The organism is Chryseolinea soli, assembly GCF_003589925.1.
GTDB lineage: Bacteria > Bacteroidota > Bacteroidia > Cytophagales > Cyclobacteriaceae > Chryseolinea > Chryseolinea soli.
Window position 1 is genome coordinate 2,150,372 of sequence record NZ_CP032382.1, and the last position, 21,478, is coordinate 2,171,849.

Consider the following 21,478-nt stretch of genomic DNA (forward strand, 5'->3'; position numbering starts at 1 on the left):
CCCTTTTTATTTTTATCGCAGCGCGATGCATCATCATTCCCACACCACCACGGAATTCGTTTTATACCATTCGGGATATTTTGAGAGATTCGCTTTTTCCAATTCATTCCGCTTGAGCTTTAGCGAAGGGGTGAGCATGCCGTTCTCCACCGTCCAATCGTCGCGCATCACCACGGCGGCCTCCAGGCGTTCGTAGGTTTCCAACACAGGATTGAGTTCCGAAAAAGTTTGGCGGATGCTTTCCAGGATGGCTTCCCGGGATTTTGATTTCCCCGCCGCAGAAAGATTTATTAAAGCAATCGGCTGGGGAATGCCCATGCCCACCACACAAGCCTGGTCGATGTCGGGGTTTCGCAGCAGTTGCAGCTCGATGGGTGTGGGGTTCACAAATTTTCCTTTGTCGGTCTTGAATTGATCTTTCACACGACCGGTGAGGGTCAGGAATCCTTCGTCATCGACAATGCCTTTGTCGCCGGTGCGCAGATAGCCATCGTCGGTGATGACGGATTGGGTTAGCTCCGGGTCTTTGTAATAGCCCTTCATAATGGCCGGGTGTTTTACCTGCAGCTCGCCGTTCTCACTGAAGCGAACGTTCACATCGGGCCAGGCTTTGCCTACGGTGCCATACTTCACGCTCGGAAGGTTCACATGCGAATAAGCCAGATTTTCAGTCATGCCGTAGGTGTCGCGGATGGTGACGTCGAGGCGTTGAAACCATTCCAACAACTCGGCGGCTATGGGCGCTGCACCGGAGATCACCCAATTGGCTTTTGCCAGACCCAGTTTCTTTTTTATGGCATTTTTTATCAAGGCACGCACCAGCGGAATTTTTAGCAACCGGTCCAGTTTTGGTTGGGGCATGGCTTCCAGGATCTTCTCGCGAAACTTGGCCCAGATGCGCGGCACGGCCAGGAAGATGGTGGGCTGTGCATGCGCCAGGTTTTCGCTAAAAGTTTGCAGCGATTCGGAGAAGTACACCGTAGAGCCCGAATAGATCGTCCCCATCTCAACCAGCGAACGCTCGGCCACGTGGCTCAGGGGCAGGTAGGAGAAGAATCGTTGCTTGCCGTTTTCTGCCTCGAGGTGTTTCAATCCTTCGGTAATCACATAGGCAAAGGAAGCGAACGTGGCCATCACGCCTTTTGGATTGCCCGTGGTGCCTGAAGTATACATGATCGTGGCCAGATCGTCGGACCCCAATGAGGCAAAAGTTGTCAGGGGTGCATGTTGTGTCACGAGCGATTCCCAGGTAGGGTAGGGAGTGCTGATGTAGGTAGAGATCCCAATGCATTGAACGTTATCGGGAATCCCTGACCGTTGCTCGTCCCAGGTATCGAGCTTGCCGACAAACAGAATTTTCGACTCGCTGTGTTCCAGGATCTGGCGGATCGTCGCCGCAGTAAAGGTGGCATAAAGCGGTACGGAGATATGTCCCGCCATCCAGATGGCGAGGTCGGCCATAAACCAGTGTGCGCAGTTTTTGGAGAGGATCGCAATTTTGCTTTTCGGTGGCAATCCATAGGTGCCCAGGGCCGTGGCCATGCGCCGGATCTCGTCGCCGGCTTCTTTATAGGTCCATTTTTTCCATTGACCCGCGAGCGGTTGTTGTAGAAAAGTTGCCCCAGGAGTTGTGGCCTCCCAATGACTGAATTGCTGAACAGGGTTCATGGAGTAAGGTTTCGGTTTGGTGATGGCCTTTTGTCGAGGGAAACGGGGCTCGAACAAAAAAGACGTTTTTCAAGCTAAAAACCAATTTTTTACCCGCATTTGTCAACATGCCGTCGACCCCCGGAAAACCCCGTGTAAACCTTTTGTCAACGGCTTTTGACGGCTGAAACGGCAACCTTGCCGTATCTGAACCCGGGCTCAAAATTTGCAGCCTCGGAGTAATCCGCCCTTTCACAACAAAAGTTTAACGATTCATGAAAAAAACACCCCCCTCTCCCAAAGCTTTGGCGGCTCGATTCACGTCCATCGATTCCTTGTATCCGTTCCTCGCGGGCATCCTGATTTTTATCGGGACCCTGATCCTGAGCAGCTGCAGCAAAGATGACAACGAAGACTTTAGTGCAGATGTATCGAAGCTCGCGGGCACCTATGCCGTGGCCGACACCGATGAATATGACGAAGTCGAAAACTATGAAGTGACCATCACCAAATCCAAGGATGGTGGCGCGAATGTGGAGATCAGCAATTTCGGTGATTTTATGTACGTGCCGGTAAAGGCCACCATCAAAGGAAACACATTCAACATTCCACACCAATCCTTCAAAGGCAAGACCATGACCATTGCGTTATCCGGTTCGGGTTCTGTGAACGGAAGTGTCATAAACTTCAAGTATACATTAGAAACAGACGACGACTATACGTTCGAACACGACTGCGCCGCTACTAAGAAGTAGCAAAGCATCCATTCATTTGTCATAATAGTTAGGTGGTAAGGAGCGTGGCGGGATTTTCCTGTCGCGCTTTTCTTTTGCTGGGTCAGAACACAAAAACATTTTTGAGCAGGGGCGATGTAAGCTTATTTTTTTCTGGGGGAAGCTTTACATACACGCCTTTCTGAAGTTGAAAACCAAAAGCTGTGTTCGTTTCGGGATCGATGATCCAATACTCCTTGATGGCAAATTTTTCGTAGAGAGGTTTCTTTGTAACGAGGTCCCGCTTTTTGCTAGCTAGAGAAAGTATTTCTATGATCAGGTCGGGTGAGCCGTGCACATGGCCCCTGACGATATGCTCATTTTCTTTAAGAATAAATAAAATATCGGGCTGGACGAGGCTTTTTTCTTCGTCTAAATAAACATCGAAAGGTGCCACAAAAACACTACCCGCGTCGTTCTGCTTTGCGAAGAAGAATAATTGTGAGGCCAAATGAAGGCTAATGCTCTGATGGCGGGCAACCGGTGAATCGGACAGATAGATTTTGTTATCAATAACTTCAGCCAACGTGCTTTCCGGTAGGTTTTCACAAACTTCCAGGGCGGTGAGGGGAGCGAAAACGGCGACGTTGCGCATTCTTAAAAATAACCAAAAACCTTGCGCAATCCTTTTGAGAAACGTTGGATTCTTTTCGAATGTGCGATACTTTGCAGCATGAGTAAACCCGACAAAAAACTTTTCCTTCTCGATGCCTACGCACTGATCTACCGCGCGCATTTTGCCTTTACCAAAACCCCCCGGATCAATTCCAAAGGCATAAATACCTCCGTGGCCTTCGGGTTCACCAACACGTTGATGGAAGTGCTCCAAAAACAAAAGCCCACCCACATCGGCGTCGCCTTCGACACCGTGGCCAAGACGTTTCGAGACGAGATTTTCAAAGAGTATAAAGCCACCCGCCAGGAAACTCCTGAAGACATTCGCACGGGTATCCCCATCGTGAAAGAGATCATCCGCGGCTTCAACATCCCCATCCTCGAAATGGATGGCTACGAAGCCGACGACATTATCGGCACCCTCGCCTCACAGGCCTGCAAGCAAGGCTTCGAAGTATACATGATGACGCCCGACAAAGACTTTGGGCAATTGGTGAACGATTGCGTTTTTCTTTACAAACCCGCCTACATGGGCAACGCCGTCGACGTGCTCGGCCCCAAGGAAGTATGCGAAAAATGGGATATTGAAAACGTGTCGCAGGTGATCGACATGCTCGGTTTGCAGGGAGACACATCCGATAACATCCCCGGCATTCCGGGCTTCGGACCCAAGACCGCGGCCACCCTGCTAAAGCAATACGGAAGTGTAGAAAACATTGTGGCTCACGCAGCCGATCTGAAAGGCAAGCAAAAAGATCTGGTGACACAATTTGGCGATCAGGCCATTCTTTCCAAGAAGCTCGCCACCATCATCACCGACGTTCCCGTGGCCTTCGACGAAAACGAGCTGGCCTACAAAGGTCCCGACGCCGAAAAACTGAAGCCCATCTTCAACGACCTCGAATTCAAATCCATTTCGGCCCGCGCCTTTGGCGAATACATGGCCGATGTGCCGCGTGTAGCGCCCAAGCCCGCACAGCTCTCCATGTTCGGCCAACCCGACGAACCCGTCGTGGCGGAGGTGATGACCGAACGAAAAACACTCGCCAGCCAAACCGTGCAATACACACAACTGGAGAATGAAGAGCAACTGCAGGCGTTGATGGTGAAACTAAAGGAACAACGCCACATTGCCTTAGATACCCTTAGCGACGACGCGCCCAACTTCGATTTTCAATGGCGAGCCATCGCTTTTGCCTATCGCGCAGACGAGGCCTTTTATTTTCCCATCGACACGGCCGAACAGGCAACGCGGGCCGCGAAGATCGTGGCACCCGTTTTAGGGGATGCACAAATCGGCAAGGTCGGTCATAATCTGAAGGCCATGATCCTGGCGTTAAAGAAAAATAGTGTGGAAGTAGCGGGTCCGTTGTTCGACACCATGCTGGCGCACTATCTGATAGAACCCGAAGCTTCACACGATCTGCCCATCATTTGCTCGCAGTACCTGGGCTATGATTTGATGGAAACCGGCAGCCTGAAAGACCGCCTCTGTGAACGCGCCGACCAGCTTGTTCAATTGCGTGAAAAATTGAAGGCCGAACTGGAACAACGGCGCGTCAGCCGGCTGATGAGCGACACCGAGATGCCGTTGGTGTATGTGCTGGCACAAATGGAATTTGAAGGCGTGAAAGTAAACACGGAATCGCTGGCCAAAATGTCGGAGGAACTGAAAGTGGAAAGCGACAAAGTGCAGCACGACATTTTTCAAATGGCAGGCACCGAATTCAACATCGGCTCGCCAAAACAATTGGGCGATATTCTTTTCGATAAAATGAAACTGATCGAGAAGCCGAAAAAAACAAAATCGGGTCAGTATGCCACGGGCGAAGACATTTTGTTGACGCTAGCGCCGAAACATGAAATTGCCAAGCGTATTCTCGACTACCGCGAATACGAAAAGCTCCGCTCCACCTACGTGGATGCACTGCCAAAAATGATCAGCAAAACCGACGGCCGCATCCACACCGACTATCGTCAAGCTGTCGCGGCCACTGGACGTTTGAGCTCGAATAACCCCAACCTTCAAAACATTCCCATCCGCACGGAGAAGGGACGGCAAATACGCAAAGCGTTCGGGCCTCGGAACGATGAGTTTCTCTTCATGTCGGCCGACTACTCGCAAATTGAACTGCGCATCGCGGCGTCCTTTGCCAAGGATCAAACTATGATCGACGCCTTCCGCAACAAGCGGGACATTCACACCACCACGGCCGCAAAAGTTTTTAAAGTCGAGCTCGACAAAGTGACACCCGACATGCGCCGGAAAGCAAAAGAGGTGAACTTCGGCATTCTGTATGGCAGCACGGCCTTCGGCTTGTCGCAAAACCTGGGCATTTCACGTACGGAAGCAGCGGAGATCATCCAATCGTACTTCACCGAATTTGCCGCCATTAAGCGCTACATGGACGACTCCATAAACATGGCGCGGGAAAAAGAATATGTGGAAACCATCCTGGGACGGAAACGCTATTTGCGCGACATCAACTCCCGCAACGTCACCACCCGCGGCTTTGCAGAACGCAACGCCATCAACGCACCCATACAAGGCAGCGCCGCCGACATCATCAAGATCGCGATGGTAAATATCCACCGTTGGCTGAGCAAAGAGAAACTCAAATCGAAAATGACCATGCAGGTACACGACGAATTGTGTTTCGATGTGCACAAAGACGAGGTGGAGATCGTGAAAGCAAACATCATCAACCTGATGAAGTACGCCGTGCACCTGGAAGTACCCATGGAGGTGGAAGTCGGCGTAGGGCTGAACTGGTTGGAGGCGCACTAGGGCGCGGAAAGGATCAGTTTATCGCATCTTCAAAATGAATGATCTCCGGTGGCAGACCCATGCGCACGGACACGATATCGAAACGAATGTGCCCTTGCCAATCGGTGGAGTAGATGTATTCTTCGGCTGCCTGAAAGATCAGCCGCGCTTTTTGATCATCGACAAACTCTTCCGGGTAGCCATACGATATGGACGTCCGGGTTTTCACTTCCACAAAAATGAGCCAGTTGTCGCGCTTCACAATGAGGTCGATCTCCGCGCGTCGGTGCCGGTAGTTCCGGGCAACGATCTCAAACCCTTTGGATCTTAAAAAGTCCGCGGCAAGCTGCTCGCCACGGGCGCCAGTGTCTAAATGATCTCTCACAACGGTAAATTTTTTTTGACAGGATTAATTTACGGATGTCTCCGAAAAAAAATACCCGGCAATGAAATAATATTAACATTTATTTCCGGCTCTCGCCAAGGCGAATAAACTGTACCTTAGCGTTGTAAATGTTCCTGATCATGGCAACCCGCAGAGAATTTATCCGCCACATCTCTTCCGCATCCCTCGTGATGCTGGGAGGCAGCGTGTTAAAACTCACACCCGCCGATGCGGCCTGGCTAAAAAAGGATGTCGTGCTCCGCTTCGCTGTGGCTTCCGATGGACACTACGGCGAGAAGAACACCGACTATGTTTCGTTTTTCGAGACCATGACCGGCCAGGTCACAAAATTTCACCAGCAAAATCCCCTGGACTTTTGCGTGATCAACGGCGACATCATTCACGATGAAAAAGATTTTCTCGTCCCCGCCAAAGCCCAACTGGATAAGCTTCCGGTAAAATATTATGTCACCAAGGGCAATCACGACAAGGTGAGCGACGACTACTGGAATGAGTTCTGGGGCATGCCCGTAAATCACGACGTAGCGATCAAGGAAAACGTGCTGTTGCTGGCCACCACGTCCAACGAAAAAGGAGAATACCTCAGTCCCAACCTGGATTGGATGAAAGCCAAACTGGAAGAGCATCAACAAAAGAAAAATGTCTTTGTCTTCGTGCACATCCCCCAGGCCAAATGGGCAAAGTTTTCGTTGGAAACGCCTGCCTTTTTGGAAATGATGAAAGAACACAAGAACATCCGCGGTGTGTTCCACGGCCACGAACACGAGGAGGATGGGGTGAAAATGATCGGCACCGTGCCCTACATGTTCGACTCACATTTTGGCGGAAGCTGGGGAACTGCCTACAAGGGTTTTCGTGTTGTGGAACTAATGCGCGACGGTTCGTACCTCACGTACATCATGAACCCGACTAAAAAGATCAATCAAGCGTCATTCTGAGGTGAACTTTCATATCAACAAAAAAACCAGCGTCATCGATCTTGGCCTCATCGACTACAAGGAAGCTTGGGATTACCAGGCGTCGTTGTTCGATAAGATCCTGGCCGTGAAGGCCCTGAACCGCTCGCTGCCGGAGCAGGAACACCAGACGACCGAGAATTTTCTTCTTTTCTGCCAACATCCCCACGTCTACACCCTGGGCAAGAGTGGCAAGGAGAATAATTTCCTCCTCAAGCAAGAAGACCTGACCGCCATCGATGCCACCTACTACCACATCAACCGGGGTGGCGACATCACTTATCACGGTCCGGGCCAGATTGTGGGCTATCCCGTGATCGACCTGGAGAATTTCTTTACCGACATTCACCAGTACATGCGTTTCCTGGAGGAGGCTGTCATCCTGACATTAAAGGACTATGGAATCGACGCCGGACGCATCAAAGGCCTGACCGGCGTGTGGGTTGATTTTGAAAAGGGTAACCAGGCCCGCAAGATTTGCGCGCTGGGGGTGAAGATGAGCCGCTGGGTGGCCATGCACGGGTTCGCATTGAATGTTAATCCCGACCTTTCGTACTTTAGCCACATCATTCCGTGCGGCATCACCGACAAAGCCGTGACCTCCCTGCAACAGGAATTGGGCAGATCCGTAGACGTCTTAGAGGTGCAGCAAAAACTTCAGGGACACCTCGCGCAGTTATTTGAGATGGAAATGGTGGCGAACGGAGTCAGGAGTTAGAATTTTGAGAGATTTATGATCAAGGATATTGTTATACCGGAAGTAAAGCATGTGACACTGGCCGTGGGCCGAAAGAAAAACGAATTAGGAGGGTTTGATTGGAGAGTTTACCTGATCAACAACAATCACGAGCCCATAGAGAATACGTTGGTGGCCAGCAAGGGCTATGGTGAAAAGGATGGGGAAGAACAAAAGACGTCCATCTTGCGTCATTTTCTGGATACGATCGCTCCGAATAGCGCGACACTGATAGAGCCTATCGACCCGGCGATCTTTCACCTGAACAACGAGTACTGGGTGAGCTACTACATTGGCTCGCAGATCTTCGACAAGCGTTTTGTGTTTGTGCCGGACTCCATCCGCGAGGAGAACATCTCGTTTATCCGGGAAATTGAGATGGATGGGGTATTGCACTCGTGAAAAATTTTTTGCCTCGCGTGGTAATGTTTACATTTATCCAGCAACTCCCGATGTGAGATGATCCAAGAACTACGCGACCTCATGTTTCTCGATATCGAGACCGTCGCCCAAACGGCAGACTACAACGCCCTGGATGAGCGCCTGAAAACGCAATGGGCGCGCAAGGCCGGTTTTTTTAAACGCGACAGCGACCACACCGACGAAACCATCTTCCACGACCGCGCCGGCATTTATGCAGAATTTGGCAAGATCGTGTGCATTGCCGTGGGAAAGTTCTATGACACCGAGAATGGCGACCTGGGTCTGAAAACAAAGGCCTATGCTGGCGACGACGAGCGCGAACTGCTGATGGAGTTCAAAACCATGGTGGAGAAACTCGATCCGTTCGCTTTAAAATTCTGCGCGCACAACGGCAAAGAGTTCGACTACCCCTACCTCTGCCGCCGCATGCTGGTGAACGGCATCCCTCTGCCGCCGGTGCTGAACCTGATGGGCAAAAAGACCTGGGAAGTGCCCCACCTCGACACGATGGAGATGTGGAAGTTTGGCGACTTCAAGCACTACACCTCGCTGGATCTGCTGGCCACCATCTTCAACGTGCCCTCCAGCAAAGGCGATATGGACGGCAGCCAGGTGAACAAGGTCTATCACGTCGATAAAGACCTGAACAAGATCAAAGACTATTGTCTGCGCGATGTGGTGGTATTGGCAGAATTATACCTCAAAATGAAGACGATCTCCTTAAACCAGCCCCTGGTGCACAAAAGCACCGAATAAAAGTCCTGAACGCCGCTCGGAAACGGAACGGCGGAGCGTTTCGGGAGACCTAAAAATAAATTTCGTATCTTCGTTCCGTAAAACAGTGATGAATAACTGCAGCCGGCATGTTATGCTTGAAGAAATAAGTTTGGAGACCGGACATCGCGCCATGTCCAACGCTACCACACGGCAATCCACTCCGGGGAAACGGCAACACCCCCGAACTTTTCAAACCATACTTTTTCAGGTGTAGATGATGCCCCTGCACCGTTATCAATCCGAGTTATTATAAATTAAAGTTAAAACAATTTGTCACCGGGAAGCATTTCCCAAAGGGTGACGTACGTCAAAAAATCAAGTAATGAGTAAATCGAAAAAAAAATCAAAAGATAAAAAAAGCGGAAATAAGCGGGGAGTTTTAGAAGCGGCCCTCCTCGCCGTGGTAGACAACAACATGGGCAAGCCCTATTCGTTCAAACACCTCCTCAAAAAATTAAGCCTCAAGAAGAAAGATGATATCAAGGCCCTCGGCCAAATCCTGGACGACCTCGTAGAAAATGGCCGTCTCCAGGAAGACAATGGGGCCTTCATCAGCAACCGGAAACAGGAAACGCTCACGGGTGTTCTGGATCACGTGAGCTCACGCTTTGGCTATGTAAAGCTCGGGGAAGACCAGACCGACGTCTACATCAAAGAAAGAGACCTCGGCTCCGCGGTGGATGGTGATACGGTTACGATTGTAATATATCCTACCCGTCATGGTGAGCACCCCGAGGGCAAAGTGACCTCCGTGGTAAAGCGCAACCGGACAAAGTTCGTAGGGAAAGTGGAACTGTCGAAAAGTTTTGCCTTCGTGGTGCCGGACTACAGAAAGATGCACACAGATTTCTTTGTGTATCCTGAAAATATCAACGGAGCAAAAAGCGGTGACAAAGTGATCATCGAAGTCACCTCGTGGGCGGAAAATGACCGCAAGCCCGAAGCAAAGATCGTGGAAGTGTTGGGTAAAGCCGGCGAAAATGAAGCGGAGATCCACTCCATCATGGCCGAGTTCGACCTGCCTTTCAAATTTTCGGAAAAGGTGGAGAGCGAATCCAAAAAGATCGACGAAGACATCACCAAAGCAGAGATCAAAAAACGGTGGGACTTCCGCGAGATCACAACCTTCACCATCGACCCCGAAGATGCCAAGGACTTTGACGATGCCCTCTCCTTCCGCAAGCTCGACAACGGGCTCTACGAGATCGGGGTTCACATCGCCGATGTAACGCACTATGTAACGCCCAACTCCATTCTGGATCAGGAGGCGTACGATCGTGCCACTTCAGTTTACCTGGTGGATCGGACCATTCCCATGCTGCCCGAGCGCCTGTCGAATGAATTGTGCTCGCTCCGTCCCCACGAAGACAAGCTCACCTTTGCCGCCGTTTTTGAAATGGACGACAAAGGCCATATTAAAAAAGAATGGTTCGGTCGCACCATCATCCACTCCGACAAGCGCTTCAGCTATGAAGGCGCCCAGGAAGTATTGGAAAAAGGAAAAGGCGAACTGTCGGAAGAGCTGACCATCCTGAACACGCTGGCCAAAAAGCTGCGCAAAGATCGCTTCAGCAAAGGCGCCGTGAACTTTGAGACCACCGAAGTAAAATTCAAGCTCGACGAAAATGGCAAGCCCCTCGAAGTAATTCCCAAAGTGCGCAAAGATGCGCACAAGCTCATCGAAGAGTTCATGTTGCTGGCCAACAAACAAGTGGCCACCTATGTGTACAACATGAAGAAAGGGAAAGAGAAGAACACCTTTGTATACCGGATCCACGATTTCCCCGACCCGGAAAAAGTGAAGGATTTTTCGGTGTTTGCCCGCCAGTTCGGTCACAAGATGAACGTGGACGAGACCAACATCTCCAGCTCGTTGAACAAACTGATGACGGAGATCGAAGGCAAGCCAGAGCAAAATGTTTTGGAACAACTCGCCATCCGCACCATGGCCAAGGCCAAGTACTCCACCGATGCAAAAGGCCACTTCGGGTTGGCGTTCAGTCACTACTCACACTTCACATCGCCCATCCGCCGTTATCCCGACATGATGGTGCACCGCCTGTTGCAACACTATCTCGACGAGGGCAAGACCGTGAACAAAACCGAGTACGAAGCCAAGAGCGTACATTCCTCCGAAAGAGAAAAACGCGCCGCCGATGCCGAACGTGCATCGATCAAATACAAACAAGTAGAGTTCATGTCGACTGCCGAAAAGAGACCCTACGAAGGATTGATCTCCGGCGTTACCGAATGGGGCATTTATGTAGAGATCGTGGAAACAAAATGCGAAGGCATGATCCGCATGGCCGACATGACCGATGACTTCTACGAATTCGATGAAAAGAACTATCGCATCACCGGGCGTAAAACACGCAAGAGCTATACGCTGGGCGACCGCATCCAGGTGATGGTGAAGCGAACCGACATCGACAAACGTTTGATCGACCTGATCTTTGCTCCAAAAGTAAAATCCACCGAAGAATAATTCTCCGCCATGCCGTCCTCTATCACCCGCTATCAGCAGTGGATTGAACAAGAAATCAAAAAACAGCAGTATGGCAAAGAGCCTGCGTCCCTCTACGAGCCCATCCGTTACCTGATGGGCTTGGGAGGTAAACGCTTGCGGCCCATGCTGACGTTGCTGGCCTACAGCCTGTATAAACCCGATGTAAAAAATGTGGTGCGCTACGCCGTGGCCGTGGAAGCCTTCCATAATTTCACATTGATGCACGACGACATCATGGACAAGGCGCCCTTGCGCAGAGGCAAGGCAACGGTACACAAAAAATGGAATGTAAATACGGCCATCCTCTCCGGCGATGTCATGCTGGTAAAGGTTTACGAGATGTTTTTATCAGTAGAGAACGACAAATTGAAGCGCATTCTCAAAGCTTTTAACACTTGTGCCGCCGAGGTGTGCGAAGGCCAGCAATGGGACATGGAGTTTGAAACCAAACCTACCGTAACGGAAGACCAATACCTGAACATGATCCGTTTGAAAACGGCTGTGCTGTTGGGCTTCAGTCTTGAATTAGGTGCAATCTTGGCCGGTGCCGATGAAAAGGAGTGCCGTGCCCTGCGTCAATTCGGAACCAATATTGGTATTGGCTTCCAATTGAAAGATGACTTGCTGGATGCCTATGCCGATCCAAAAAAATTCGGCAAACAAGTAGGCGGTGATATCATGAGCAACAAAAAAACATTTTTGCTCATCAAGGCCCTGGAAAATGCACGGGGCAAACACAAAGCTGAGCTCCAACAATGGCTGCTGGCAAAGAAATTCAAGAAAGATGAAAAGATTGCGGCTGTAAAATCCATCTATGACGCGTTGGACATTCGCGTACTCACCGAACGAAAAGTCAACCAGTATTTCAAGAAAGGATTCACCCAATTGAAAACCCTGCAAGGTTCGGCGGAAGCGCTGCAAAGGCTAAATGCTTTCACCGAAGCCCTCATCGGTCGGCAATCCTAAACAGAATCAATTTTTATTTTAATTTCTTCTTCAGGAATTCTGCCGTATAGCCTTTCCCTTTCTTCACCATTTCCTCGGGCGTTCCTTCAAACATCAGCGTGCCTCCTTTTTTCTCGCCCCCTTCCGGACCCAGGTCGATGATCCAATCGGCGCACTTGATCACCTCGAGATTGTGCTCGATGATGATCACGGAGTGTCCTTCATCCACCAATGCGTTTATGGCTTTCAGCAATTTAAAAATATCGTGAAAGTGCAAACCCGTGGTGGGCTCGTCGAAGATGAAAAGGATGTGGCCTTCCGTTGAGTTTTTGCCCAGGAACGACGCCAGCTTCACCCGTTGTGCTTCGCCACCGCTTAGCGAGTTTGACGATTGCCCCAGCTTCACATAGCCCAAGCCTACTTCGAACAGCGGAAGGATCTTTTCGTGGATCGGTTTTTTGTCTTTGAAAAATTCAAGCCCCTCTTCCACAGTCAGGTCCAGGATGTCGGAAATGTTCTTGCCGTTCACTTCCACTTCCAGCACTTCCTGTTTGAAGCGTTTGCCATGACAGCTTTCGCACTTCAAATAGATGTCGGCCATGAATTGCATTTCGATCTTGATCTCGCCTTCGCCCTGGCAGGTCTCGCAGCGCCCGCCCTCCACGTTGAACGAGAAGTGCGAAGGCTTGTAGCCGCGCTGTTTGGCCAAGGGTTGGTCGGCATAGAGCGTGCGAATGGCATCATATGCTTTTACATAGCTGATCGGGTTGGAGCGCGACGATTTGCCGATGGGATTCTGATCCACAAACTCTACTTGCGTGATGCGCGAAAAATCACCCTCCAGTTTATCGTATTTCCCGGGCGTTTCCGAAACGGAGCCCGACAACCGGCCCAGCGCAGGGTATAGAATTTTTTTAATGAGCGTCGATTTGCCGGAACCACTCACGCCGGTAACCACCGTAAGAATCCCCAACGGAAACTTCACGTTAAGATTTTTAAGATTGTTCTCGCGGGCGCCGATGATCGTAACAGAATCCTTCCACTTGCGCCGCGTCTTGGGGATCACAATGGTCTCGCGGCCGCTGAGATAGTCCGTCGTATGTGAGCGAACTTTTCCGTCGATCTCATCCACCGTACCTTGGAACACCAACTCGCCGCCGTGACTTCCTGCATCGGGGCCAATGTCGATGATCTGGTCGGAAGCCCGCATAATTTCCTCTTCGTGCTCCACGACGATCACGGTATTTCCTAGATCGCGCAGCGAGATCAGCACGCTCACCATGCGGTCGGTGTCTTTCGGATGCAATCCAATGCTGGGTTCATCCAACACATACATAGAACCCACCAGGGCGCTTCCCAACGAGGTGGCCAGCTTAATGCGCTGATATTCCCCACCCGACAGGGTAGAGGTCAGACGGTTCAAGGTCAGGTATCCCAAGCCCACCCGATCCATGTACTCCAGTCGGGAGGTGATCTCGGTCAGAATGCGGTCGGAGATTTTCTTGTCGAAATCCGGCAACTGGATCTTTTTAAAGAATGCCAGCATGTCCTCGATCGGCATCAGTACGAGGTCGGTGATGGAGACGCCGGCGATCTTCACATACTGAGCATCCTTTCTCAACCGGGTGCCGCGGCAATCGGGGCAGTTGGTGCGCCCGCGATAACGGGACAGCAACACGCGGTATTGGATCTTATGCGTTTTGGACTCCAGGTATTTGAAGAAATCGTGGATACCTTCGAAATAGGTGTTGCCATTCCACAGCACATCCTGTTGCGCTTTTGTGAGCTCGTTGTAGGGGCGGTGGATGGGGAAATCGAATTTGATGCCGTTTTTCACCAGTGGCTTTTGCCATTCGCCCATGGTTTCGCTGCGCCACGGCGCGATAGCACCCTCATAGACCGACAGCGATTTGTCCGGGATGACCAGGTCCTCGTCGATGCCGAGAATTTTTCCAAAACCTTCGCAGGTTTGGCAGGCGCCGAACGGATTGTTGAAGCTGAAGAAATTTATGGACGGTTCGGTGAACCGCATGCCGTCCAGCTCAAAGCGGTCGGAGAATTTTACTTTGTCGTGCCCTTCGGCATACACCAGGCAGTCGCCCTCGCCTTCAAAGAACGCCGTTTGGACGGAGTCGGAAAGACGGAATGTGGTGTCGTCGTCGCCGGGGTTGACCACGGCGCGGTCGATGAGGATCTCGACGGAGACATCGGGTTGGGCGGCGGCTTTTTTCTTTTTGCCCCCTTCGGCGGGCGGGGCCACGATCTCTTCAATAAACTTGACTTCGCCGTCGATCAGCACGCGCGCGAAACCTTTACTCAATAACAGATTCAGCTCGTCCACTAGCTTGCGGCCCTTTTTTATGTGGAGTGGGCAGGCCACCATCACGCGGGTGCCGGCGGGAAGACGGTTCACATAATCGACCACAGACGTCACCGTATCGCGCTTCACCTCCTTGCCGCTGATGGGCGAGTAGGTCTTGCCGATGCGGGCGAAGAGCAATTTCAGGTAGTCATAGATCTCAGTGGTGGTGCCCACGGTGGACCGGGGGTTGCGTGTGTTCACCTTTTGCTCGATGGCAATGGCCGGCGATACGCCCTTGATGTAGTCGACCTCCGGTTTTTCCATCCGGCCCAGAAACTGACGGGCGTAGGCGCTGAGGCTTTCCACGTACATGCGCTGCCCCTCGGCAAAAAGCGTATCGAACGCGAGGCTCGATTTTCCGGAACCCGACAGTCCGGTGATGACCACCAGCTTGTTGCGGGGAATGGCGACGCTAAGATTTTTCAGGTTGTTGACACGCGCCCGTTTGATGATGATGTAGTTGCGGGGATCGAGGTCTTCCAGATAAGAATCGTTCGCTTTAACAGAAAGGGTTTTTGACACAGAATCTTCGGTTATAATTCAAAAGCTAATCCTCGCAATCTCGTACAAGAGACGTGGGGATGAAATAAGTTTGACGAAATAATTGCGGCAAGGTTGCCGATTCATCATTTCCCGTAAAAAGAAAAAACACCATCGGGCGAGACGGTGTTCATTTTTATGCCATTATCTTTTTTTTCAGATCAATTGTCGAAGTCAGGATCGTAGCTGGCTTCGCGACCGCCGCGGCCGCCACCATCTTCGTCATAATCGCTGTCGCTATCAGCACTGTCGCCGGCGTTGCTATCGAAATCTTCGCCTCCGGAATCGAATCCGTCCTCATTTTTGTCGAATTCGCCCTCGGCTTTGGATTCGACATCGTATTCGCCGTCACTATTTTTGGTGGCCGGGACTTTTACCAGGTAAGTCGCATCTTCTGTTTCCAGGGGGAAAACGAAAATCGGTTCCCGCTTCGCATTGGTGATGCGCTGAATACTGCCCTCATACCCGTTTGGGTATTGATCGCGGAGCAGTTCTTGGAGATCCTCGGAGAGATTTTCCAGGCTTTTGATTACTTTTTTCTTGCTGATGGCCATACTATTTAAAGACGCAGTATTTGCGAGCAAATAGCTAAAGAAATTGTGTGAGAGGCAAGAATTTTTTGAAAATTTTTTGCGCTAATCCAAAATCTTTCTATCTTTTCAAACCTATTTGTTCCACTAACCCAAAACAATATCGAAAGAGATCTCTACGTTACCTTAAAGTGAGAAAGAATGATTGACAGCAGATTAAGCGACTCCCAACTCGTGTCGCTGTATCAAAACGGTAACGAAGAAGCTTTCGAAATGCTCCTGCACCGGCATAAATCGAGAATCTATACTGCGATATACCTGATCGTCAAAGATCGGTACACCGCCGAAGATTTACTCCAGGAAACCTTTGTAAAGGCGATCAACACCATTCGTGGTGGGCGCTACAACGAAGAAGGTAAATTTTTACCCTGGATCAGCCGGATTGCTCATAACCTAGCGATCGACAACTTTCGAAAAGAAAAACGTTACCCCGAGGTAGTGTTGGAAGACGGCAGCAGACTCTTCAACTCCATGGAATTTGCCGAGGAGTCGATGGAGGACAAGCAGATTTTTAAAGATACCCGGACCAAGCTCAGGGATTATATAAAGGAGTTACCGACCGAGCAGAAACAGGTGCTGATCATGCGGCACTATCTGCAGATGAGCTTCCAGGAGATCGCGGAACGCACAGGGGTGAGTATCAACACAGCGCTGGGACGTATGCGCTATGCACTCATCAACCTGCGGAAAAAGATGGTGAAACACAGAGCCAATGATAAAAACTTTTACTCAAACGGACTTGATCAGGTATTTATACCACGAGACTACGGAGAAGGAGACGAGGGAGATTGATAAGGCCCTCATTTGCGACAGTGACCTGCAAGCTCTTTACAACGAGCTGTACGTCATGAAAAAAAATATGGACGCTGCCCAACTGGAACCTTCCTCCAGCACGGTGCTCAACATTTTGAGCTACGCCCGCAGCGTTCCGCAACACAAACAATGAAGGGCATAAGGCCCTTCATCGTCGTTGCTCCGCCTACAAGGCCTTGATCTCCACCTTGCGCCAGCGCACCTTTACACCGCCCCCGTCGTGTATCTGCAGGGCTATTTTGCCTGTACCCGCGCCAATTTTCTCATCTTTTAAGGTAATCATCTGAACACCATTCAAAAACGTGTTCACCTCGTCGCCCACCACGCGCACGACCATCGTGTTCCACTCGCCTTCCTTTAATACCTTTTCCTTATCGGCCGCAGGCTGGATCAACCAACCCCTTCCATACGATTCGTAGATGCCACCCGTGTGATGGTTGAGGGGCGCCACCTCGGCTTGCCAGCCGCTGATCGTGGTTCCTTCAATGCCGCAGTGAAAGAACACGCCGCTGTTGCCATTGGACTCTTGCTTGAATTCTATCGTTAATTCGAAGTTTTTGAACTCGCGTTCAGAAACTAAATAGCCATAAGCCTTGTCCGGACCGCTTTCGCAGATCATCTCGCCCTTCTCCACATACCATTTTTCGGTGCCAGCCACTTTCCAGCCGGTGAGGTCTTTTCCATTAAAAAGCTTGATTTGTGCGTGTGCGCCCACAAGCGAGCCCGCCAGTAGTAAAAGGGTTATCAGTGTCTTGTTCATATAGGGTTTCGTTTGCCCTGAAACTACAAAATCAAGACTCATAATAAAATGCTTTTGGTACGGCTAAAATGCTTTTGGTACGACCGGAACGGCAGCGGTCGGCTTACGGATGGACAAAAAGATCTGACCGGTGACCGCGGGCCCCGAACTATTGTTTTCTTTGCACCGTGAAAATCCTGATCCTTCACCAGCACTTCAACACGCCTCAAACCGGTGGCGCCCTGCGCTCCTACTACCTGGCCAAAGCCCTGGTAGACGCTGGTCTGACGCCCGTGGTGATCACCGCCCACAACGAAGGGAAATACGAGCAAGTGAATGTGGAAGGCATCGAGGTTCACTACCTGCCCATTGTGTACCATAACCATTTTGGATTTTGGCGCCGCAGCCTGGCGTTTCTCCGCTATGTGAGCGGTGTCGTGTGGGCCACCCGCAAGCTGGGGCCGGTGAAAACTTGTTATGCCATTTCAGTCCCCCTCACGGTAGGGCTGGCGGCGCGCATGCTAAAAACGGTCTATGGCATCCCCTACATTTTTGAAGTGGGCGATCTGTGGCCGGAGGCGCCCATACAAATGGGATTTGTGAAGAACTATTTTTTTAAGCAGCTGCTCTATGGACTGGAGACCTCCACCTATCGCAAGGCCCACGCGGTGGTGGCGCTTTCGCCGATGATCCAAGCCGAAATTGAGAAAAAAGTGCCCGGAAAAACCGTGCACCTTATTCCCAACATGTCGGACACGGATTTCTATTTTCCAGAGGAGAAACAACCTTCGCTCGAGACAAAATTCGGAATAGAAAACAAGTTTGTCGTGTCGTATATCGGTGCCGTGGGGCTGGCCAATGGGCTTGATTTTTTTATTGAATGCGCCCGGGCCTCCCAAAAAGCATCCCTGCCAGTGCATTTTTTATTGTGTGGCGAAGGCGCCTTGCTGGAGAACCTGAAAGCGATCGTAAAACGGCTGGCACTGACCAACTTCAGCATCATTCCCTTTCAAGATCGCGACGGCGTGAAAGAAGTTATGAATGTGACCGATGCTGCTTTTGTATGTTACAAGCCGATCCCCATTCTGGAAACCGGATCACCCAATAAATATTTCGATGGACTGGCCGCCGGCAAGCTCATCCTGGTGAATTTTGGGGGCTGGATCCGGTCGGAGATTGAACAACATCACTGCGGGGTGCACGTCGATAGCCGTCAGCCGCAGGATTTTGTAAGGGTCATCACGCCGTACCTGGAAGATCGGGCAGTGCTAAAAAAAAGCCAGCAAGCTGGGCGCTTGCTGGCAGAATCAAAATATTCGCGAAACATTCTTGGCCGGAAATTCGCCGCGCTGTTTCAGTGATGTGACTACTGGGTTATCTGACTGAGCTTTCCAGTCGTCTTATTCTTCAGGATAATTTTCTTGGCGCCATAGTGCGTCATCTCTTCTTTCACCAGGTAATGTTCGGCATCGTATTCCTGCAGGTGGCTGTCTTTGGAAACGCCGGTGCGGCCGCGCCAGATGTCGAGCTTCACGGGTTCCCATAGTTTTGTTTTGGCCGATTTGTAGCAGGCATCGAGGACAGCGTTCACCACGTAGCCGTCGTAGAAGGTCTCCTTGGGTTGTATTCCTTTTTCGAGGGAGGCGAACATGTCCATGAACATGTGGTTGTAGCCCAGCTCGTTCACTTCGTCGCCCACGGGGAACAACCAGCCTGAATTGCTTTCGGCTTTTTCGGCCAGGTAGTCGCCGCTCTTGCCGGTGGTGAACATTTCGAAGCCCGTGCGCAGAAAGCTATTGATCCAGATCGTGCCTTCGGTGCCCATCACTTCGTCGCGCAGGTCGAGGCCGCCACGGAAGGTCCAGCTCACTTCAAACTGGCTGATGGCGCCGTTCTCGTATTTGATCAAAGCGATCGAGTGATCTTCGGCGTCGATGGGCTTCACTTGGGTGTCGGCCCAGCACATCACTTCTACCGGGAGGATGTCTTTTCCGATGTAGCTGCGGGTGATCTCCACGCAATGGCATCCCAGGTCAAGGATACATCCGCCGCCGGCTTGCTCGATGTCCCAGAACCAGTCGCTGTGCGGGCCGGGGTGTGTCTCGCGCGACTTGGCCCAAAGAATGCGGCCGAGGGCGCCGTTCTTTACGCTTTCGTGAGCCTTGAGGAACTTGGGCGTGTACACGAGGTCCTCCAGGTAGCCGTTGAAGATGCCCGCCTTTTCCACGGCGAGCAGCATGCGCTTGGCTTCTTCGGCGTTGCGCGCGAGTGGTTTGGTGGTGACCACGGCCTTCTTGTGTTTGCAGCAAAGCAACACGGCTTCTTCGTGCATGTTGTTTGGCAGGGCGATACAAACCACATCCACATCGGTGCGGTCGATGGCGGCTTCGAGGTTGTCGGTGGCAAACCCCACGTTATAGTCCGTCGCAAATTTCGTAGCACTTTCTTCTTTGCGGGAATAGATGCTGACGATCTTGTCCTTGTTTCGATAGCCCTGGATGGACTCGGCATAAAACCGGCCGATGAAGCCCGACCCTAGCATGGCAATGTTCATAGTCTATGCGTTTTGTTGGTGTAGTTTGATATTGTTTTTTTATTTCCGATTTCATTGTTTGAAGTTGAAATCAGGATGTTCAGGCTTTGCTTATCTCCTTTTTCTCGTTGAAGAAGAAAATGAAATAGAACAATACGGCAACGGCGACATAGGCCGGAACAAGCCAGATGTTTGTCCATTGATGCACGCCATCTTTTGTGTAGTAATCTGCTGTGAAACCCGAGAACCAGGTTCCAATGAACATCCCCAGGCCATAGGTAGCAAAGGTGAACAAGCCTTGTGCAGCGTTCTTGATTTTCTCTCCGGCTTTCTTTTCCGTATACATGTAGCCGGTCACAAAGAAGAAATCGTAGCAGACCCCGTGAAGCACAATGCCGGCGTACAGCATCCATGCGCCGGTTTCGATATTGCCGTACGCGAAGCATACATAACGCAAGATCCAGGCGGCCATTCCCAGCAACAACATCTTTTTAACACCAATGCGGTTGAAAAGGAAGGGAATTGCCAGGATGAATACGGCCTCCGAAATTTGTCCGAGGATCATCTTGCTGGCGGCTTTCTCCATGCCGGCTTCGTTCAGGAAAAGGTTGGCAAATCCATAGTAGAACGAAAGCGGAATACACACCAGCACCGCTGCGATGAAAAAGATGAGGTAGGGTTTGTCTTTGAACAACACAAACGCTTCCGTGCCCAATGCACTCGATGCACTCGTATCAGGCGTCCTGCCCTTGGGCGGCGTGTTGGGCAATATAAAGCTGATGAACCCGAGTGCAACGGAGGCAATGGACGCCATCACAAAAGTGAACTGCGTTTTCTCGATAGACAATGCACCGATCATCAGGCCCGCGATGATCCAGCCGAGTGTACCGAACACACGGATCCAGGGGAATTGTTTCCCGGGATCGGTCATTTGCGAGAAGGCAATGCTGTTCGATAGCGCGATGGTAGGCATGTAGAGCAGCGAATAGAACAGGATCACCCAATAGAAGGCGGTGTTCCCTGTGATCTGTGTGGCCAGATATAAAAGGGCTCCTCCCACCAAGTGGAGTATTCCCATGATGCGCTGTGCAGCAAAATAACGGTCGGCTACCATGCCCACGAAGAAGGGAGAGATGATGGTCGCAATGGCCAGTGCACTGTAGGCCGCACCGATCTGCACGCCGCTGGAATGCAAAAATTCAGACATGTATGTGCCCATCGTAACGTACCAGGATCCCCAAATAAAATATTCGAGGAGCATCATGACCGAGAGCTTTGTGAAGATGACAGGTTTCATGGGTTTTGATAAAAGGTTGGAAATGTACGAACGGGTGCAGCCGCCACGCATTA

Annotated in this window: 18 protein-coding genes; 10 read left to right on the forward strand and 8 right to left on the reverse strand. The window is 51.0% G+C overall.

The annotated features are described in order from the left end of the window. Positions 1 to 33: 33 nt before the first annotated feature. On the reverse strand, positions 34 to 1,668 hold the full coding sequence (locus tag D4L85_RS09345) for an AMP-binding protein (RefSeq protein ID WP_160143630.1): 1,635 nt from the start codon (positions 1,666 to 1,668) through the stop codon (positions 34 to 36). 254 nt (positions 1,669 to 1,922) lie between these two features. Between D4L85_RS09345 and D4L85_RS09350 the strand changes: the two genes are divergently transcribed. Then, positions 1,923 to 2,402: a hypothetical protein gene (locus D4L85_RS09350; protein ID WP_119754075.1), complete on the forward strand. Its 480-nt coding sequence runs from the start codon at positions 1,923 to 1,925 to the stop codon at positions 2,400 to 2,402. Between the two features lie 82 nt (positions 2,403 to 2,484). Here the strand turns inward: D4L85_RS09350 and D4L85_RS09355 are convergent, their stop codons facing one another. Then, positions 2,485 to 3,249, reverse strand: a complete 765-nt coding sequence (locus D4L85_RS09355) for a Uma2 family endonuclease (RefSeq protein ID WP_228450832.1) — start codon at positions 3,247 to 3,249, stop codon at positions 2,485 to 2,487. On the opposite strand from D4L85_RS09355, the gene polA reads away from it, so the two are divergent. Beyond that, the gene (gene polA / locus D4L85_RS09360; protein ID WP_236849108.1) at positions 3,142 to 5,823 is read left to right on the forward strand and encodes a DNA polymerase I; all 2,682 of its coding nucleotides are present in this window, start codon (positions 3,142 to 3,144) and stop codon (positions 5,821 to 5,823) included. The two genes, D4L85_RS09355 and polA, sit on opposite strands and share 108 nt — an antisense overlap. A 13-nt stretch (positions 5,824 to 5,836) precedes the next feature. On the opposite strand, the gene D4L85_RS09365 is transcribed toward polA, so the two are convergent. After that, positions 5,837 to 6,187, reverse strand: a complete 351-nt coding sequence (locus D4L85_RS09365; RefSeq protein WP_119754077.1) for a YraN family protein — start codon at positions 6,185 to 6,187, stop codon at positions 5,837 to 5,839. A 140-nt stretch (positions 6,188 to 6,327) separates the two neighbouring features. On the opposite strand from D4L85_RS09365, the gene D4L85_RS09370 reads away from it, so the two are divergent. The 6 genes from D4L85_RS09370 to D4L85_RS09395 all read left to right on the forward strand — a co-directional run bounded on the left by D4L85_RS09370 (position 6,328) and on the right by D4L85_RS09395 (position 12,572). Then, positions 6,328 to 7,146 carry a metallophosphoesterase family protein gene (locus tag D4L85_RS09370; protein ID WP_160143632.1) on the forward strand — a complete coding sequence of 273 codons (819 nt, stop codon included), beginning with the start codon at positions 6,328 to 6,330 and terminating at the stop codon, positions 7,144 to 7,146. Between the two features lies 1 nt (position 7,147). Next, positions 7,148 to 7,882: a lipoyl(octanoyl) transferase LipB gene (lipB, locus tag D4L85_RS09375; protein WP_119754079.1), complete on the forward strand. Its 735-nt coding sequence runs from the start codon at positions 7,148 to 7,150 to the stop codon at positions 7,880 to 7,882. 15 nt (positions 7,883 to 7,897) lie between these two features. Beyond that, positions 7,898 to 8,302, forward strand: a complete 405-nt coding sequence (locus D4L85_RS09380) for a hypothetical protein (protein WP_119754080.1) — start codon at positions 7,898 to 7,900, stop codon at positions 8,300 to 8,302. Between the two features lie 57 nt (positions 8,303 to 8,359). Continuing rightward, a complete protein-coding gene (locus tag D4L85_RS09385) occupies positions 8,360 to 9,079 on the forward strand; it encodes a 3'-5' exonuclease (protein ID WP_119754081.1) in 720 nt (239 codons plus the stop codon). Positions 9,080 to 9,422: 343 nt separating this feature from the next. Beyond that, on the forward strand, positions 9,423 to 11,585 hold the full coding sequence (gene rnr, locus D4L85_RS09390; RefSeq protein WP_119754082.1) for a ribonuclease R: 2,163 nt from the start codon (positions 9,423 to 9,425) through the stop codon (positions 11,583 to 11,585). 9 nt (positions 11,586 to 11,594) lie between these two features. Next, entirely contained in the window at positions 11,595 to 12,572 is a 978-nt protein-coding gene (locus tag D4L85_RS09395; protein ID WP_119754083.1) for a polyprenyl synthetase family protein, read from the forward strand. Positions 12,573 to 12,585: 13 nt separating this feature from the next. Here the strand turns inward: D4L85_RS09395 and uvrA are convergent, their stop codons facing one another. Next, entirely contained in the window at positions 12,586 to 15,435 is a 2,850-nt protein-coding gene (uvrA, locus tag D4L85_RS09400) for an excinuclease ABC subunit UvrA (protein ID WP_119754084.1), read from the reverse strand. 179 nt (positions 15,436 to 15,614) lie between these two features. Further along, a complete protein-coding gene (locus D4L85_RS09405) occupies positions 15,615 to 16,007 on the reverse strand; it encodes a hypothetical protein (protein WP_119754085.1) in 393 nt (130 codons plus the stop codon). A gap of 177 nt (positions 16,008 to 16,184) precedes the next feature. Between D4L85_RS09405 and D4L85_RS09410 the strand changes: the two genes are divergently transcribed. Further along, positions 16,185 to 16,835 (forward strand): RNA polymerase sigma factor, encoded by a 651-nt coding sequence (locus tag D4L85_RS09410; protein ID WP_073143351.1) that lies wholly within the window; start codon positions 16,185 to 16,187, stop codon positions 16,833 to 16,835. Between the two features lie 187 nt (positions 16,836 to 17,022). Here the strand turns inward: D4L85_RS09410 and D4L85_RS09415 are convergent, their stop codons facing one another. Then, complete coding sequence (locus tag D4L85_RS09415; RefSeq protein WP_119758718.1) at positions 17,023 to 17,616, reverse strand: 3-keto-disaccharide hydrolase; 594 nt, start codon at positions 17,614 to 17,616, stop codon at positions 17,023 to 17,025. Between the two features lie 167 nt (positions 17,617 to 17,783). Here D4L85_RS09415 and D4L85_RS09420 point away from each other — a divergent pair, with 167 nt between their 5' ends. Then, positions 17,784 to 18,956 (forward strand): glycosyltransferase family 4 protein, encoded by a 1,173-nt coding sequence (locus tag D4L85_RS09420; protein WP_119754086.1) that lies wholly within the window; start codon positions 17,784 to 17,786, stop codon positions 18,954 to 18,956. 5 nt (positions 18,957 to 18,961) lie between these two features. Here the strand turns inward: D4L85_RS09420 and D4L85_RS09425 are convergent, their stop codons facing one another. Beyond that, positions 18,962 to 20,149, reverse strand: coding sequence for a Gfo/Idh/MocA family protein (locus tag D4L85_RS09425; RefSeq protein ID WP_119754087.1), 1,188 nt, complete (start codon positions 20,147 to 20,149; stop codon positions 18,962 to 18,964). Positions 20,150 to 20,228: 79 nt separating this feature from the next. Beyond that, positions 20,229 to 21,425 (reverse strand): nucleoside permease, encoded by a 1,197-nt coding sequence (locus tag D4L85_RS09430; protein WP_119754088.1) that lies wholly within the window; start codon positions 21,423 to 21,425, stop codon positions 20,229 to 20,231. Positions 21,426 to 21,478 lie beyond the last annotated feature (53 nt).

What these genes read in the sequence shown, in the direction of transcription:
- D4L85_RS09345 (WP_160143630.1), bottom strand. Translation starts at nt 1,668, where the DNA reads ATGAACCCTGTTCAGCAATTCAGTCATTGGGAGGCCACAACTCCTGGG.
- D4L85_RS09350 (WP_119754075.1), top strand. Translation starts at nt 1,923, where the DNA reads ATGAAAAAAACACCCCCCTCTCCCAAAGCTTTGGCGGCTCGATTCACG.
- D4L85_RS09370 (WP_160143632.1), top strand. Translation starts at nt 6,328, where the DNA reads ATGGCAACCCGCAGAGAATTTATCCGCCACATCTCTTCCGCATCCCTC.
- D4L85_RS09380 (WP_119754080.1), top strand. Translation starts at nt 7,898, where the DNA reads ATGATCAAGGATATTGTTATACCGGAAGTAAAGCATGTGACACTGGCC.
- D4L85_RS09385 (WP_119754081.1), top strand. Translation starts at nt 8,360, where the DNA reads ATGATCCAAGAACTACGCGACCTCATGTTTCTCGATATCGAGACCGTC.
- rnr (WP_119754082.1), top strand. Translation starts at nt 9,423, where the DNA reads ATGAGTAAATCGAAAAAAAAATCAAAAGATAAAAAAAGCGGAAATAAG.
- D4L85_RS09395 (WP_119754083.1), top strand. Translation starts at nt 11,595, where the DNA reads ATGCCGTCCTCTATCACCCGCTATCAGCAGTGGATTGAACAAGAAATC.
- D4L85_RS09405 (WP_119754085.1), bottom strand. Translation starts at nt 16,007, where the DNA reads ATGGCCATCAGCAAGAAAAAAGTAATCAAAAGCCTGGAAAATCTCTCC.
- D4L85_RS09410 (WP_073143351.1), top strand. Translation starts at nt 16,185, where the DNA reads ATGATTGACAGCAGATTAAGCGACTCCCAACTCGTGTCGCTGTATCAA.
- D4L85_RS09415 (WP_119758718.1), bottom strand. Translation starts at nt 17,616, where the DNA reads ATGAACAAGACACTGATAACCCTTTTACTACTGGCGGGCTCGCTTGTG.
- D4L85_RS09425 (WP_119754087.1), bottom strand. Translation starts at nt 20,149, where the DNA reads ATGAACATTGCCATGCTAGGGTCGGGCTTCATCGGCCGGTTTTATGCC.
- D4L85_RS09430 (WP_119754088.1), bottom strand. Translation starts at nt 21,425, where the DNA reads ATGAAACCTGTCATCTTCACAAAGCTCTCGGTCATGATGCTCCTCGAA.